16 protein-coding genes and 1 pseudogene are annotated in these 14,386 nt (G+C 75.0%); 15 read left to right on the top strand and 2 right to left on the bottom strand.

The genetic code is table 11. From position 1 onward, the window contains the following. Position 1: 1 nt before the first annotated feature. From AB0J71_RS16790 to AB0J71_RS16780, 3 genes are read left to right on the top strand one after another with little or no spacing between them, the layout of a single operon-like run. Positions 2-739: a class I SAM-dependent methyltransferase gene (locus AB0J71_RS16790; RefSeq protein ID WP_352322741.1), complete on the top strand. Its 738-nt coding sequence runs from the start codon at positions 2-4 to the stop codon at positions 737-739. Continuing rightward, positions 739-1,722: an iron-containing redox enzyme family protein gene (locus tag AB0J71_RS16785; RefSeq protein ID WP_352322742.1), complete on the top strand. Its 984-nt coding sequence runs from the start codon at positions 739-741 to the stop codon at positions 1,720-1,722. The genes AB0J71_RS16790 and AB0J71_RS16785 overlap by 1 nt, the downstream gene beginning before the upstream one ends. Then, positions 1,719-2,807, top strand: a complete 1,089-nt coding sequence (locus AB0J71_RS16780) for a glycosyltransferase family 2 protein (protein WP_364414817.1) — start codon at positions 1,719-1,721, stop codon at positions 2,805-2,807. Before AB0J71_RS16785 ends, AB0J71_RS16780 begins: the two co-directional genes overlap by 4 nt. On the opposite strand, the pseudogene AB0J71_RS16775 reads toward AB0J71_RS16780, so the two are convergent. Next, positions 2,771-2,884, bottom strand: a pseudogene (locus AB0J71_RS16775) (hypothetical protein); the annotation flags it as partial. The gene AB0J71_RS16780 and the pseudogene AB0J71_RS16775 sit on opposite strands and share 37 nt — an antisense overlap. Positions 2,885-3,259: 375 nt before the next feature. Between AB0J71_RS16775 and AB0J71_RS16770 the strand changes: the two are divergent. The 3 genes from AB0J71_RS16770 to AB0J71_RS16760 all read left to right on the top strand — a co-directional run bounded on the left by AB0J71_RS16770 (position 3,260) and on the right by AB0J71_RS16760 (position 4,873). After that, positions 3,260-3,835 (top strand): nuclear transport factor 2 family protein, encoded by a 576-nt coding sequence (locus tag AB0J71_RS16770; protein ID WP_364414815.1) that lies wholly within the window; start codon positions 3,260-3,262, stop codon positions 3,833-3,835. A 72-nt stretch (positions 3,836-3,907) separates the two neighbouring features. Next, positions 3,908-4,189: a metal-sensitive transcriptional regulator gene (locus AB0J71_RS16765; RefSeq protein WP_352322745.1), complete on the top strand. Its 282-nt coding sequence runs from the start codon at positions 3,908-3,910 to the stop codon at positions 4,187-4,189. Between the two features lie 42 nt (positions 4,190-4,231). Beyond that, positions 4,232-4,873, top strand: coding sequence for a class I SAM-dependent methyltransferase (locus AB0J71_RS16760; RefSeq protein ID WP_364414813.1), 642 nt, complete (start codon positions 4,232-4,234; stop codon positions 4,871-4,873). Positions 4,874-4,947: 74 nt separating this feature from the next. Here the strand turns inward: AB0J71_RS16760 and AB0J71_RS16755 are convergent, their stop codons facing one another. Then, on the bottom strand, positions 4,948-5,190 hold the full coding sequence (locus AB0J71_RS16755) for a hypothetical protein (RefSeq protein ID WP_352322747.1): 243 nt from the start codon (positions 5,188-5,190) through the stop codon (positions 4,948-4,950). A 177-nt stretch (positions 5,191-5,367) separates the two neighbouring features. Here AB0J71_RS16755 and AB0J71_RS16750 point away from each other — a divergent pair, with 177 nt between their 5' ends. From AB0J71_RS16750 to AB0J71_RS16710, 9 genes are all read left to right on the top strand, one after another. Next, on the top strand, positions 5,368-6,315 hold the full coding sequence (locus AB0J71_RS16750) for a hypothetical protein (protein ID WP_364414811.1): 948 nt from the start codon (positions 5,368-5,370) through the stop codon (positions 6,313-6,315). A gap of 263 nt (positions 6,316-6,578) precedes the next feature. Next, positions 6,579-6,917 carry an NADH-quinone oxidoreductase subunit A gene (locus AB0J71_RS16745; protein WP_352322749.1) on the top strand — a complete coding sequence of 113 codons (339 nt, stop codon included), beginning with the start codon at positions 6,579-6,581 and terminating at the stop codon, positions 6,915-6,917. Further along, on the top strand, positions 6,908-7,966 hold the full coding sequence (locus AB0J71_RS16740; RefSeq protein ID WP_364414809.1) for a hypothetical protein: 1,059 nt from the start codon (positions 6,908-6,910) through the stop codon (positions 7,964-7,966). The genes AB0J71_RS16745 and AB0J71_RS16740 overlap by 10 nt, the downstream gene beginning before the upstream one ends. Before the next feature lie 4 nt (positions 7,967-7,970). Further along, the gene (locus AB0J71_RS16735; protein ID WP_364414807.1) at positions 7,971-8,879 is read left to right on the top strand and encodes an NADH-quinone oxidoreductase subunit H; all 909 of its coding nucleotides are present in this window, start codon (positions 7,971-7,973) and stop codon (positions 8,877-8,879) included. Next, entirely contained in the window at positions 8,876-9,373 is a 498-nt protein-coding gene (locus AB0J71_RS16730) for an NADH-quinone oxidoreductase subunit J (protein WP_364414805.1), read from the top strand. Before AB0J71_RS16735 ends, AB0J71_RS16730 begins: the two co-directional genes overlap by 4 nt. Then, positions 9,370-9,675: an NADH-quinone oxidoreductase subunit NuoK gene (nuoK, locus tag AB0J71_RS16725; protein WP_352322753.1), complete on the top strand. Its 306-nt coding sequence runs from the start codon at positions 9,370-9,372 to the stop codon at positions 9,673-9,675. The genes AB0J71_RS16730 and nuoK overlap by 4 nt, the downstream gene beginning before the upstream one ends. Further along, the gene (locus AB0J71_RS16720) at positions 9,672-11,561 is read left to right on the top strand and encodes a proton-conducting transporter membrane subunit (protein ID WP_364414803.1); all 1,890 of its coding nucleotides are present in this window, start codon (positions 9,672-9,674) and stop codon (positions 11,559-11,561) included. The genes nuoK and AB0J71_RS16720 overlap by 4 nt, the downstream gene beginning before the upstream one ends. 3 nt (positions 11,562-11,564) lie before the next feature. After that, entirely contained in the window at positions 11,565-13,028 is a 1,464-nt protein-coding gene (locus AB0J71_RS16715) for an NADH-quinone oxidoreductase subunit M (protein ID WP_352322755.1), read from the top strand. Beyond that, positions 13,025-14,374, top strand: a complete 1,350-nt coding sequence (locus AB0J71_RS16710) for an NADH-quinone oxidoreductase subunit N (RefSeq protein WP_364414801.1) — start codon at positions 13,025-13,027, stop codon at positions 14,372-14,374. The genes AB0J71_RS16715 and AB0J71_RS16710 overlap by 4 nt, the downstream gene beginning before the upstream one ends. Positions 14,375-14,386 lie beyond the last annotated feature (12 nt).

The following is a 14,386-nucleotide window of genomic DNA, read 5'->3' as shown; positions in this document are numbered from 1 at the left end:
GGTGCGTGTGGCCTACGACGCCTCCGCCTACGGGCGCGGGATCGCCGACATCTACGACGCCACGGTGACGGAGCTGCCGACCGCCGCGGCCGTCGAGCGGCTGGCGACGCTGGCCGAGGGCGGTCCCGTGCTGGAGTTCGGCATCGGCACCGGACGGCTGGCGCTGCCGCTCGCCGCCCGCGGCCTGTCCGTCGCCGGGATCGACGCCTCGCCGGAGATGACCCGCGAGCTGCGCGCCAAACCCGGCGGCGCGGCCGTCCCCGTGACGGTGGGCGACTTCTCCACCATGCGGGTCGAGGGCTCGTACGCGCTCGTGGTGCTCGCGATCAACACGATCTTCGCCCTGCCCACCCAGGAGGCGCAGGTCAACTGCTTCGCCAACGCGGCCCGGCACCTGCGCGCGGGCGGGCGGTTCGTGGTCGAGGCGTGGGTGCCCGACCCGGCCGCCTTCCGCGACGGCTCGGCGCTGCGGCTGCTGTCGCTGGCCGAGGACGTCGTCCTCATCGAGGCGGCCAGGCTCGCCCCGGCCACCCAGCACATGCGCACCACCCGCGTACGGCTGACCGGGGAGGGCGTGCGGCTGCTGCCCGCCAACCACCGTTACGCCTGGCCCGGCGAGCTCGACCTGATGGCCAGGCTGGCCGGGATGGCCCTGGAACACCGCTGGGCCGACTGGGTCGGCACCCCGTTCACCGACGAGAGCCGCGCGCACGTCTCCGTCTACCGCAAGGCCCCCTGATGCGCCTGCCGCCCGCCCGTGGCCAGCTCACCGACCTGCTGTTCGACCGGCTCGCCCGGCCGCCCGCGACGCTGCCCGACGCGCCCGGCCCCGACGGCGAGGAGGATCTCCAGCTCGCCCTGTTCGCCTGCTACGAGCTGCACTACCAGGGCTTCGACGAGGTGGACGACCGCTGGGAGTGGGAGCCGTCGCTGCTGCGCCTGCGCGGCCTGCTGGAGGACCGCTTCGAGCGGGAGCTGGCCGGGGCCGTGCCGCGTCCCGCGCCGGTGCCGCCCGGCGAGGTGCGGCGCGCGCTCACCGCGCTGACCGCCGAGGACGACGACGGCCCGTCGCTCTCGCTCCACCTCCAGCGCGAGGCCGGGATCGACGCCTTCCGCGAGTTCGTGATCCACCGCTCGATCTACCACCTGAAGGAGGCCGACCCGCACACGTGGGCGATCCCGCGCCTGCGCGGCCGGCCCAAGGCGGCCCTGGTGGAGATCCAGGCCGACGAGTACGGCGGCGGCCGGCCCGAGCGCATGCACTGCGAGCTGTTCGGCCACACCATGCGCGGCCTCGGCCTCGACGACTCCTACGGCGCGTACCTGCCCCGGGTCCCCGCGGTCACCCTGGCCGTCACCAACGCCATGTCGCTGTTCGGGCTGCACCGGCGGCTGCGCGGCGCGCTGGTCGGCCACCTGGCCGCGATCGAGATGACCTCGTCGCTGCCCAACCGCCGCTACGCCGCGGGCCTGCGCCGGCTCGGCGGCGACGCGGCGGCGGCCCGGTTCTACGAGGAGCACGTGCAGGCCGACGCCGTGCACGAGCAGATCGCCGCGGCCGACCTGTGCGGCGGGTTCGCGGCCGCCTTCCCCGCCCTGACCGGCGACGTCCTGTACGGCGCCGCCTGCGCCCTGGCCCTCGAACGCCGCTGGGCCGAGCACGTCATGGGCCGTTGGGAACGCGGCGCGTCCTCGCTGCTCGGCCAGGAGGTGCCCGCATGATCGACCTCGACTACGTGGTCCCGCTGCGCTGGCAGGACGACTTCGGCCTCGACGAGCTGACCGAGTACCTGCGGGCCCTCGCGCCGCACGTACGCGTGACCGTGGTCGACGGCAGCCGGCCCGAGCTGTACGCCCGCCACGCCCGCCGCTGGCGCTGCCTGGTCCGGCACGTCAGCCCGGCGGCCGGCCTGTCCTTCGCCAACGGCAAGGTCAACGGCGTGACCACCGGGCTGCGACTGGCCGAGGGCGACCGGGTCGTGATCGCCGACGACGACGTGCGCTACGACCTGCCCGCGCTGGCCCAGATGCACGACCTGCTCGCCCGCGCCGAGCTGGTCAGGCCGCAGAACTACTTCGACCCCGCCCCCTGGCACGCCCGCTGGGACACCGCCCGCACCCTGCTCAACCGCGCGTTCGGCGCCGACTACCCGGGCACGTTCGGCGTCCGGCGGTCGTTCTTCCTGGCCATGGGCGGCTACGACGGCGACGTGCTGTTCGAGAACCTGGAGCTCGTCCGCACCGTGCGCGCCCACGGCGGACGCGAGCTGCGCCCGCCCGGCCTGTACGTCCGGAGGTTGCCGTGCGACGCGCGGCGGTTCTGGTCGCAGCGGGTGCGGCAGGCCTACGACGACCTCGCCCAGCCGGTGCGGCTGGCGTCCTTCCTGGCGGTGCTGCCCGCGATCGCGCTGGTACGCCGTCCGCTGCCGCTGCTGGCCGCCGCCGGGGCGGTCGTCGCGCTGGCCGAGGCCGGGCGGCGGCGGGCCGGCGGGCGGCGGGTCTTCCCCGCCGGCGCCTCGCTGTTCGCGCCGGTGTGGGTGCTGGAGCGGGCGGTGTGCTCCTGGCTGGCGGTGGGCGCGGCCTGCGCGGGCGGCGTGCCGTACGCGGGGGGACGGCTCGCGCGGGCCGCCCACTCGGCGCGGTGGCTGCGCGCGCGGGCTCAGGAGTCGGCGGGCGGGTCGGGCTCGCTCGGCGCCTGGAAGCCGACGGACTTGTGCGAGCCGTCGCAGAACGGCTTGGTCGAGGATCGGCCGCACCGGCACAGCGCGACCGTGGCCCTTCCCGGGTCGATCGGCTCGCCGTCCTGAGTCAGCAGCTCGAAGGGGCCTCTGATCAGCAGCGGGCCGTCCGCACAGGGCGTGACGGTGGTCGTCGGTTCGTCCATCGTCGTCACCTGCCCCGCCGGCGGGCCCCCTCACCTGCGAGGACGTCGCTACAAGGCCTCCACGGGCGGGTACACGTGCGGGGTGGGGTGCGCCGCGGGAAGGACGCACCGCCGCCCGGACCGGACGCTGGCACAGCGTTCGGCGTCCTCACGCTGGGGCAGTGGTTCCGGGTTCGCCTGTGTTGGCCGCACTGGAGGGACGCTATAGGCGGCCCTACCCCGCCCGGTCTCGGGTCGGCAACGATCACAGCTCTGAACGGTCTCTCCAATGACAGTGAAGCGTTACCGTGAGTAATACCGACATGAGGTAAAGGGGTCGTGCGGAGTGCCTAAACCGGGCATTCGGGAACGACCGGCGAGGGCATCAACCCGGCCATGAGCAAGATTTCTGAGCGCAGGGCACTCCTGCTGGCCGCGATCGTTCCCGTCCTCCTGGTCGCGGGCTGCTCCGCGGGGAGCAACACGCAGGCGATGAAGGGGGAGGCCAGCCCCGCCACGCCGACCGACACCATGATGACGCCCACCGAGACCGGCATGGAGTCGCCGACCACGACCGAGACCATGACCGAGACCGCCACGCCGACCGGCACCATGACGGCGGCCACCCAGCCGCGCGCCGCCGTCCAGAACTACTTCGACGCTCTGAAGTCCGGCAACGTGGACGCGGTCGTGAAGACGTTCGCCGGCGACGCGGTGGTGGCCTTCGACGGGCAGGCCACGGCCACGGGCTCGCAGGCCGTCCGCAGCCTCTACGAGAAGCTGCTCAAGGACGGCGCCGACCTGAAGTCGGCCACGCACACCATCGACGAGACGCGGAGCGCGGGCAGCCAGGACGCCTTCGCGCGCGCGACCAGCAAGCAGGGCGACACCACCTACCGCGAGCTGTTCATGCTCACGCACCAGGGCGGCCAGTGGCTGATCTCGCGCTTCATGAACAACCAGGGCGCCTGACCCGGCCCTGCTCCGGAATACGGTAGGGGGGTACCGTGTTGCGGTCGGTGTAGCGAGCGAGAGGACCGGGAGATGGCCGGGTACACCGACGGCAAGCAGGACCACCTCCGGCGGCTGCGCCGGATCGAGGGCCAGGCGCGGGGCATCCAGCGCATGGTCGAGGACGACAAGTACTGCATCGACATCCTGACGCAGGTCTCGGCGACGACGAGCGCGTTGCAGTCGTTCGCGTTGTCGCTGCTGGAGGAGCACATGGCGCACTGTGTGGTCGAGGCGGCGCGCAAGGGCGGGGCCGAGGCGGAGGCCAAGGTCAAGGAGGCGGCCGACGCCATCGCCCGCCTCGTCCGGTCGTGACGGATCCACGCGGGGCGCGCGCGGGCGGGTTAGCGTGGGGACGTGCAGGACCTGACGCGGTTCCAGAACCCCCGCTTCGCCCAGGCGTACGAGCGGATGAGCGCCGAGTCCGAGCGGCGGGGCGCGGCCGGGCACCGGCGGCGCCTGCTGGCCGGGCTGGCCGGGCGGGTGCTGGAGGTCGGCGCGGGCAACGGGCTCAACTTCGCGCACTACCCGGCGACGGTGCGCGAGGTGGTCGCCGTCGAGCCGGAGGACCGGCTGCGCGGGCTGGCCGGCCGGGCCGCGGCCGGCGCGCCGGTGCCCGTGACCGTGGTCGCCGGGCACGCCGCCGACCTGCGGTTCGCGGACGCCTCCTTCGACGCCGTGGTGCTCTCGCTGGTGTTGTGCTCGGTGCCCGACCAGCGTGCGGTTCTCGGCGAGGTGTCCCGGGTGCTCAGGCCCGGCGGCGAGGTGCGGTTCTACGAGCACGTGCGCTCCTCGCGGGCCGCCGGCGCGCTGGTGCAGGACCTCGTGACGCCGCTGTGGCGGCGGATGGCCGGCGGGTGCCGCCTCAACCGCGACACCGAGCGCGCCATGGCCGACAGCGGGCTGGTGGTGGAGGAGCGCGAACGGTTCGCGTTCCGGCCGTTGGCGTTGTCGCCGAGGTTGCCGCACATTCTCGGACGCGCCAGAAAACCGGCTTGACCGGTAGCCCGGACGGTTCTTCACGGCCGCTGTGGCGACAAATCTGGAAAAATGGGTTTTTGTTCTGATGCGGGTTATTGCGTTGTGGTGTCACCGGGGATGCGGGGCGTGATACGGCGCTGATCCACCAACGCCAGATAAACGGCGAACGCCCCCTGTGCCCACATCCCGGCCTGCTGCGCGGTCAGCCGGACCTCCTCGCCCTCGTGCGTGACGATCAGATAACCACCCGGCGCGCGGCGCCAGGCGACCAGAACGTTCTCGTAAACCAGAACGTCGAGCATCGCGGTCAGATATTCGCCTCCGGTGGCGGACACGGCGTAAGCCTCCTCGCTCCTCGCCGAATTCTCGCCCTGATTCCTTCGTGCTGACTCCATTGTGCGCGCCGCACCGGGAATTGTCGCACCGTCCGGTGGGAAATCGTTCGGCTGCTCCGCCGGTTCGCGGGCGGAACCTGGCGGGGCCGGGCGGTGTAGGGAGGTCGGAGGTGCGTGATGACGAGAAACATGGTCATACCGGTCGGCAGGCCGGCCGCTCTGGTGGCTGCCCTGACGGCCGCCGTGCTGGGCGTCCTGGTGGTGTCCGGGTGGTGGGCGGGGGCGGCGTCCGCGTCCTCGCGTGGGGGATGGGCGGTGACCTACCTCGATCCGCCGCCGGCGGCGTTCGCGGGCGGGAAGACGTACACGGTGGGGTTCTGGGTGCTGCAGCACGGCACGCATCCGTACGCGGGCGAGCTGGACCCGGTCGGCCTGCGCCTCACCAGGGCAGACGGCAGGAGCGTCACCTTCCCCGGCACCCCGCTGCCCGAGGCCGGACACTACGCGACGTCGGTGGCCGTGCCGGACGGGGTGTGGCGGGTGGAGGGCCTCCAGGGCTGGTTCGAGCCGTACGCCGTGGGGACGCTCACGGTCCCTGGGCGGCTGCTGGCCGACCCGGTGCCGCCGGACAAGGTGGCGACGTTCGGCGGGGATGGAAAGGACCCATGGGGCGCGGTCCGGCCTCCGGGCTTCGCCCCGGGCAAGAGCACACCGGCGCCGCCCGGTGAGCCGACCGGGACGCAGGCCGGTGGCCCGACGGGGACGCAGCCCGAGGTGCAGGCCGGGATGGAGGCCGGAGGCGGGGCCGCGGGGAGTGCGGCGGCGCGGGTTCCGGCCGGAGAGGCGCCGGGCGGCGGGGTTCCGGCGTACCTGCTGGCGCCCGCGGCGGTGGCGGGCGCGCTGGTGGCGCTCGTGGCGTCCCGCCTGCCTCGCCTTCGCGGCACACCGGGACGACCGGGACGAGCGGAACGACCGGCCGGCGCGCGCCGGAACGCCGCCGCCGCCGACCCTCCCGACGAGGACGGCTCGACGGAGACCCTCGTCATCGGCGGTCAGCGCCGCCAGGACAGGTCAGGCATGACGACGGTGACCGGCGCCCCGGAGGCGGACGACGGCGACATGTGAGCTCCTTGTGTGGTTCGCACGGCTTGCGCCGCGACTGGGTGGCGAGGCTGCGGTCCGGCGTGGGTGGCGAGGCTGCGGTCCGGCGGCGGCGAGGCTGCGGTCCGGCGGGGGCGGTTCGGCCTCCCGCACTGACCCCTCCGGTCGCCGGCCCGGCCGCGTTCGTGCTGGTGAGGGGGGATGTCGGTCGCGGGCAAGTCGGATTCCGATTGCTACCGTGAGGGGCAGGTGATTCTGATCTTCGGGCTCTGCGGCAGGTGAGAGCGGTGGGCGCTGTGCTGGGGCTCGTGGCGCTGCTCGCCGCCGGGGTCGCCGCGGTGTACCTGGCCTCCCTGGCCCTGTCGCCCGGGGGAGTCGTGCGGGTGGAGCCGTTCCTGTCCGGGGCGCGGCCCCGGGAGCACGCGGTGTCCCGCTTCCACGTCCGGTGGTACGCCGTGACGCTGGTCTTCCTCGCCTTCGACATGGAGATGGTCTTCATGTACCCGTGGGCCCTCGTGGTGGCCGAGGTGGGGCTGCCGGCGGTGCTGGAGATGTTCGCGTTCCTGGGGCTGCTGCTGGTCGGCGTCCTGTACGCGTGGCGGGAAGGGGCGTTCCGGTGGGCCTGAGGGGGTGGCTGCTGCGGCAGGCGGCGCTGCGCCCCCGGGTGCTCCTCGTCGCCTGCCCGTACGGGACGGGCGCGCGGCTGCTGGCAGAGGCGGAGGCGGACCGTCGTGGCTGGCCGGTGGCGGCGTCGGCGGCGGAGGCGAGCGTGATGGTGGTGTGCGGGCGTCCCGGGGCGGAGCTGGCGGCGGCCGTGCGGCAGGTCCGGGGGACGGTCCCGGTGCCGAGGGCGCTGGTGGAACTGCCGCCGGACGTCCCGGCCGACGAGGTCGTGGCCGCGCTGGACGACGCCGTCCGCGTGCTGGGGGACGAATCCCGCCAGTGGCGGGAGGCCGGCGTCCTGGCCGCGGGCACGTCCGGGGACGCCCCGGACGGCACGCCCATGGCCGACCGAGGGGCCGACCGGGACGGGCTGAAGCTGGACCGGCTGCACGTGCCGCTGGGTCCCGTGCTCGCGGACTGGCCCGCCGGGCTGGTGGTGGAGACCGTCCTGCAAGGGGATGTCATCCAGGAGGCGCGGGTGCGGACCCTGCCGGCCGACGGCACGGGGGACGCGTTCTGGACGCCCGGACCGGGCGCGAGCCAGGAGGAAGCCCGGCGGCGTACGGCGGCGGCCCGGCTGGACGGTCTCGGCAGGCTGCTCGGCGTGGCCGGATGGCCCGCCGCCGCGGCGGACGCCCGGCGCCTGCGCGACCGCCTGCTCGCGGGCGCCTTGGACGAGCGGGGAAGACGCCGATGCGTCCGGTTCACGCGGCGGGTGCGCCGGTCACGGGTGCTGCGGTGGATGTTGCGCGGCACGGGGGAACTCGGCCCCGGCGCCCCACGGCGGCTGCGCGGGGACACCCTGGATCGGGCGCGCCGGTGGCTCGACGACGTGGAGGCCCTGACCGGAGGGCGTTCCGGGCCTGAGGACGGCGGGGACGTCCCGGTGGACGGCGTGCTGGCCCTGTTGCCCGGCCTGCTGACCGGGACCGAGCTCGCCGTGGCCCGGTTGATCGTGGCCGGTCTCGATCCGGACCTCGACCGGTTGCCGTCGGCAGCCAGGGACGGGTGAATCGATGGTCGCGGGCACGGTCTGGGGGACGGCCGCGGGGATGGCGGTGCTGACGTGGGGGGCGGCGGCCTTCGACGCGGCGCTCGGCGCGGGCCGCCGCGGCTCGTGGCGGGCGGCGGCGGTGGCGCCGTTCAGGGAGGGGGCGCGGCTGGTGGTGCAGCAGCGGCGGCGCACGGACCGGGCCGACGTCCTGCTCACCCGGGCCGGGGTCGTGGTGTTGCCGGCGGCCGCACTGCTGGCCGCCGTCGTCCTGCCGGTCGGGGGCGCGGCGGTGCTGGACCTGGGGGCGGGGGTGGTGTGGTTCAACGCCATGGAGGTGTGCGTCTGGGGGGCTCTGTGGCTGGTCGGCTGGGGGGTCAACGCCGTGTGGCCGCTGGTCGGCGGCTACCGGTTCCTGATCCAGGGCCTGGCGTACGAGCTGCCGCACATGTTCGTGCTGATCACCGCGGGCGTGGGGGCGGGATCGTTGCGGTTCGCCGACCTCGTGGCGGCGCAGCGCGGGTGGTGGTTCGTGGCGTGGATGCCGGTCGCGTTCGTGGTCTATCTCGTCTCGGCGGTGGCGATGGCGTTCTGGGGGCCGATGGGGCAGCCGGTCGGGCGGGACGTGTGCGGCGGCGTGCCGGGCGAGCTGGGCGGCCCCGACCGGCTGGTCTTCCTGGCCGGACGCCATGCGCTGCTGGTCGTGGCGGCGGCCGGGGCGGTGCCGCTGTTCCTCGGCGGCGCGGCGGGGCCCGTGCTGCCCGGCTGGGTGTGGGGGCCGGTCAAGACGGCGGCGGTGCTGGCCGTGCTGGTACTGGCCGGGCATCGTATGCCGGTCGTGCGGATGGACCGGTTCGTGCAGTTCGCGTGGGTGGTGCTGATCCCGGCCACGCTCGTGCAACTGCTCGTGGTCGCGCTGGCGGTGCTGCCGTGAACGTGGCGTTCTGGGCGCTGGCGGTCGTCGCGGTGGCGGGTGGGGTGGCGGTGTTCGCGGTGGACTCGATGGCGCGGGCGACGTTCGCGCTGCTGGTCTCGCTGCTGGCCGTGGGCGGGACGCTGCTGCTGATCGACCTGGAGTACCTGGGGGTGCTGGTCGTCCTCATGATGGTCATGGAGATGCTGGTCATGGCCGTCTTCATGATCATGTACATGATGAACCCGGCCGGGCTCATGCCGATGAAGATGGTGCACAACCGGCGGGGCGCGGCGGCCGTCGCCGCGGCGGTGTTCGTCCTGCTGGCCGCCGGGGCGCTGCTCGTCCGCCCGCCGAGCCGGCGCGGACGGCCGCCGACGGACCCCACGCACGCGCTCGGCCTGTCCCTGATGGGGCCGAAGATGCTGGTCATGATGGTCGTCGGGGTGGCGATCCTGGCGACGATGATCTCGGCCGTGCTGCTGGCCACCCACCGGGGACGGTACGACCGGTGACGCTCCAGGCCTTCCTGCTGCTGGCCGCCGCCCTGTTCGCCGTCGGCCTGTACGGCGTGCTGTCCCAGCAGTCGATCGTCATGCTCATGATGGGCCTCGAACTGATGATCAACGGCGTGATCGCGGCCGCCGGCGGCTTCTGGTACCACGTCGCCCCGGCCGCCGCGGACGGCCAGGTCCTCGTCCTGGTCGCGGTCACCGTGATGGCCCTGGAGATGGCGATGGGCTTCGCCGTCACCACGGCCGTCTTCCGCGCCCGCGACGTGGACACGACCGACGCCGCCGGAGACCTCAAGGGATGAGCCCGTCCCTGTGGCTGCTGCCCGCGCTGCCCGCCGCCGCCGGCGCGCTGCTGATCCCGGTGCGCCGCGCCGCGCCCGCCCTGTCCGTCGCCCTGTCCGTCGCCACGGCCGCGCTCACCCTCGCGCTGGCCGGGCACGCGGCGGCGACCAGGCCCTCGGCCACCGCCCGGCTGATCCTCGGCGAAGGGCTGGCCGTGGACGGTCTCTCGGCGGTCATGGTGGTCACCGTGGCGGCGGTCGGGCTGGCCGTGCTGGTGTTCGCGGCGGCCGAGCAGCGGTCGGGGCGCTTCCACGGGCTGATGCTGATCTTCCTGGCCGCGATGCTGGCCACGGTGACCGCGACGGACCTCGTCCTGCTGCTGATGGGCTGGGAGGTCATGGGCGCGATGTCGTACGCGCTGATCGGCTACCGGTGGCGCGACCGCGAGCGTGTACGGTCCGCAGCCGTCGCCTTCGTCACCACCCGGGCCGGCGACCTGGGCCTGTACGTCGCCTCCGGCGCGGCCCTGGCCGCGGGCGGCGGCCTGGCGCTCGCCGGGCTGCCGGGGCTGCCGCCGCCGTGGCGGGACGTGGTGGCGGGCGGGGTCGTGCTGGCCGCGCTGGGCAAGTCGGCGCAGGGGCCGTTCGCGTTCTGGTTGTCGCGGGCGATGGCGGGCCCGAGCCCGGTGTCGGCGTTCCTGCACGCGGCGACCATGGTGGTCGCGGGGGCGTACCTGCTGCTGCGGCTGCACGCCCTGCTCGCGGCCACCGGCTGGGCGGCGGCGGTGGCGGCCTGGACGGGTGCGGTGACCGCGTTGCTGCTCGGCCTGGTGGCGCTGGCGCAGCGGGACCTCAAGCAGCTCCTGGCCGCCTCGACCTGCGCGCAGGTCGGGTTCATGGTGCTGGCGGCGGGGGAGTCGGCGGTCTCCGGCGGGACGGCCCACCTGGTCGCGCACGCCGCCGTCAAGAGCCTGCTGTTCCTCGCGGCGGGGACCTGGCTGGCGGCGCTCGGCACCAAGGACCTGGCCGGGCTGCACGGCGCGGCCCGTCGGTTCCCGCTGGTGGGGGTGGTGTTCGGGGTGGGGGCCGCGGCCCTGGCCGGGGTGCCGCCGCTGTCGTTGTGGGTGACGAAGGACGCCGTCCTGGGCGGGGTCGGGCAACCCGGACCGCGCGTGGTGGCCTTCGCCGCCGGGCTGGCGGCCGCCCTGTACGCGGGGAAGGCGCTGGCCGCGGTCTGGCGGCCCGCCGACGCGGCGACCGGCGCCGGGAGCGAGCGGCGGGCCACCGGCCGGGTGGCCTGGCCCGAGCTGCTGCCGCTGCCGGTGCTCGCCCTGGTGGCGGCCGGGTTCGGCGTCGTCGGGCTGCCCGCGGTGCACGGCTGGTGGTCCCGGCTGGTGGGCGACCCGGGCGCGCCCGGCCTCACGGCGGGCGAGCTGGCCCTGTCCGGAGTCCTGGCGCTCGCCCTGGTGACCGGCGTGATCGCGGTGCGGCCCGGGACGCTCATGATCGCGGTGCGGCCCGGCGAGGCCGCGATCGCGGCGCCGCCCGGGACGGCTGTGCTTCCGCGCGTGCGCGGGGTGCTCGGGGGCTGGCTGGGGCTGGAGCGGGCGGCGCGGGCCGGGGTGTGGCGGCCGCTGCTGGGGGCGGCGCGGTGGGCGGCCTGGTTCGACGAGCGGGTCGTGCAGGGCGCGGTCGAGGCCGTCGCGCGGGCGGGGCTGCGGGCCGCGCGGCTGGCCGGAAGCCCCCTGGAGTCGGGGCTCGACGCGCTCGTCCGGCGGGCCGGCGGCGCGGTGCGACGCCTCGGCGGGCTGGCCAGACGCCCCCAGACCGGGCAGGTCCACACCTACTTCGCCCAGGCCGCCGTCGCCCTCGTCGTGCTGGCCGTCGTGTTCGCGATCGTGAGGTGAGGCGTGCTCGACGTCGTCGTGTTCCTGCCGCTGGCCGCCGCCGCCCTGTTCCTCCTGCCGGGCGTCACGGCACGGGCGGCCGGCCTGATCCGGGTGGCCGCGTCCGCCGCCGACCTCGCCCTGGTCGTCGCCCTGTGGGCCGGGTACGGAGGCGGCCTGGCGTACGAGACCAGGCTGCGCTGGATCCCGACGGCCGGGGCCGGCTACCACGTCGGCGTGGACGGCCTGTCGCTGCCGCTGATCGCCATGACCGCGGTGCTGTTCCTGCTCTGCGCCGTGCACTCGCTGGGCGAGCCCACCAGGCCGAAGGCGCACGCGGCGCTGTTCCTGTTCCTGCAGACCGTCTCCACCGGGCTGTTCGCGGCACTCGACCTGCTGCTGTTCTTCGTCTTCTTCGACCTGTCGATCGTCGGCATGTACTTCGTGATCGTCGGCTGGGGGCACGGCGACCGGGCCAGGTCCGCGCTGACGTTCTTCCTCTACACCTTCCTGGGCTCGCTGGCGCTGCTGCTCGGCTTCATCGGCCTCTACCTGGCCGCCGACCCGCACACGTTCGACCTGGCCGACCTCACCCGCCGCCCGCCGGACGCGGGCGCGGCCGTGCTGCTCGCGATCGGGATCGGCCTGGGGGTCAAGACGCCGGTCGTGCCCGTGCACACCTGGCTGCCGCCCGCGCACACCGACGCCCCGGCCGCCGGGTCGGCCATCCTCGCCGGGGTGCTGCTCAAGATGGGCGCGTACGGGCTGGCCCGCATCGCCGTGCCGCTGCTGCCCGGCCCGTGGCGCGCCTACGCCTGGCTGGTCATCGTGATCGGCCTGGTCAGCGTCCTGTACGGCGCCCTGGTGGCGCTCGCCCAGGAGAACCTCAAACGGCTCGTCGCCTACACCTCGGTCAACCACATGGGCTACGTCGTGCTCGCCCTGGGCGCCGCCGGGCTGGCCGGCGGGCCGGCGCGGGCCAAGGAGCTGGCGGTCAGCGGCGCGGTCACCCAGATGGTCAGCCACGGCCTGGTCACCGGCGCGCTGTTCCTGATCACCGGCGTGCTGTGGGACCGCGCGGGCGGCTACGCGCTCGGCCGCTACGGCGGCATCGCGGGACGGGCGCCCGTGCTGGCCTGGCTGACGGCGGTGGCGGTGTTCGCCTCGCTCGGGCTGCCCGGACTGTCCGGGTTCATCGCCGAGTTCCAGATCTTCACCGGGGTGATCGGCTCGGGGGCCGTGGTCGCGGGCGCGCTCTCCGTGACCGGCATCCTGGTCACCGCGGCGCTGTTCCTGCGGGCGCTGCAACGCGCGTTCCTCGGCGAGCCGGGCGAGCTGACGCCGCGGGTCACCGACGTGCGGCCGCGCGAGCTGGGCGCGATCGCCCCGCTGCTCGTCCTGTCCCTGGTCATCGGCCTGGCGCCGCGTCCGCTGCTGGACCTGATCGAGCCCGCCGCGCGTGCCGTCGTCGCCCTGGCGGGCCGATGAGCGCACCGCACGGCGGCGCGGCGGTGACCGCGATGCTGCCCGAGGTGCTGATGCTGCTGGGCGCGGTGACGGCGCTGCTCGCGGGGCTGTTCGTGGCCCGCGGGCGGCAGCGCGTCGCCGCCTGGGCGTGCATGGCGGCGCTGGCCGGGGCCGCCGCGGCGAGCGCCGCCGCCCTGCCGCGCCCCGCCGTCGTGGCCTTCGACGCCTACGCCGTCGATCCGCCGACCGGAGCCGCCCGGTTGATCGTCTGCCTGGCCACCCTGCTGGCCGTGTGGCTGGCGACCGGCCGGGTCAGGGGGGACGGCAGGGAGAGCGAGCTGTACGTCCTGATGGTGCTGGCGGCGCTGGGGTCCGTCCTCATGGCGGGGGCGGACGACCTGCTCGTGCTGGTGGCGGCGTACCTGCTGGCGAGCGTTCCGGCGTACGCGCTGGCGGGGTTCGCCAAGGACGCGTCCGGCACCGAGGCGGCGCTCAAGTACTACCTGATGGGCGCCTTCCTCGGCGTGCTCATGCTGGCCGGGGCCACCGTCGTGTACGGCTGGTCCGGCGCCACCGCCTACCCCGCCGCGCGGGCCCCGGCCGTGGGCGCGGTGCTGCTGCTGGCCGGGCCGCTGTTCAAGGCCGGCGGAGCGCCCGCGCACTTCTGGGTGCCCGACGTCACCGAGGGCACGTCGGCGCCGGTGGCCGCGTTCGTGACCACGGTGCCCAAGATCGGCGCGCTGGTGGCGCTGTACCGGCTGGCGACGACGGTGCTGGACGAGCCCGCGCTGCTCGCGGTCCTGGCCGCCGTGACGATGACGCTGGGCAACCTGGCCGCCTTCCAGCAGGAGAACGTGCGGCGGTTGCTGGCGTACTCGACGGTCAGCCAGGCCGGTTACCTGCTGGTCCCGGTCGCGGTGGCCGGACGCACCGCCCTGGCCGCGCCCGCCCTGCTGGTCTACCTGGCCGCCTACGCGGTCACCAACCTGGGCGCGTTCGCCGTCGTGGTCGCCACCGGGGCCGAACGGCTGGCCGACTACGCCGGGCTCGGCCGCCGCTCGCCCTGGACGGCGTTCGCGCTGGTGGTGTGCCTGCTCGGCCTGGTAGGGACGCCGCCGACCGCGGTCTTCGCCGGGAAGCTGCTGATGTTCGCGGCCGCCTGGGACGGCGGGTACGCCTGGCTCGCGGTGGTCGCCGCCGCCAACACCGTCGCGAGCCTGTTCTACTACCTGCGCTGGATCCGCCCGGTCTTCGCCGCGGACGGCCCGGCGCACCCCGCCGGATCGAGCCCGGTCGCGCAGGTGTGCGCCGCCGCCTCGATCCTGCTCGGCCCGGCCGCCGGGCTCGCCGTGCTGATCGCCCGCTGACCCGGCGCGCGG

This window comes from Nonomuraea sp. NPDC049637, from assembly GCF_040675235.1.
GTDB lineage: Bacteria > Actinomycetota > Actinomycetes > Streptosporangiales > Streptosporangiaceae > Nonomuraea.
The sequence above is the reverse complement of the archived record's forward strand: the minus strand, read 5'-3'. Positions and strand labels throughout refer to the sequence as shown.

Excerpts from the sequence above, each read along its gene's own strand:
- AB0J71_RS16785 (WP_352322742.1), top strand. The coding sequence starts at position 739 with ATGCGCCTGCCGCCCGCCCGTGGCCAGCTCACCGACCTGCTGTTCGAC.
- AB0J71_RS16780 (WP_364414817.1), top strand. The coding sequence starts at position 1,719 with ATGATCGACCTCGACTACGTGGTCCCGCTGCGCTGGCAGGACGACTTC.
- AB0J71_RS16770 (WP_364414815.1), top strand. The coding sequence starts at position 3,260 with ATGAGCAAGATTTCTGAGCGCAGGGCACTCCTGCTGGCCGCGATCGTT.
- AB0J71_RS16765 (WP_352322745.1), top strand. The coding sequence starts at position 3,908 with ATGGCCGGGTACACCGACGGCAAGCAGGACCACCTCCGGCGGCTGCGC.
- AB0J71_RS16750 (WP_364414811.1), top strand. The coding sequence starts at position 5,368 with ATGACGAGAAACATGGTCATACCGGTCGGCAGGCCGGCCGCTCTGGTG.
- AB0J71_RS16735 (WP_364414807.1), top strand. The coding sequence starts at position 7,971 with ATGGTCGCGGGCACGGTCTGGGGGACGGCCGCGGGGATGGCGGTGCTG.
- AB0J71_RS16720 (WP_364414803.1), top strand. The coding sequence starts at position 9,672 with ATGAGCCCGTCCCTGTGGCTGCTGCCCGCGCTGCCCGCCGCCGCCGGC.
- AB0J71_RS16710 (WP_364414801.1), top strand. The coding sequence starts at position 13,025 with ATGAGCGCACCGCACGGCGGCGCGGCGGTGACCGCGATGCTGCCCGAG.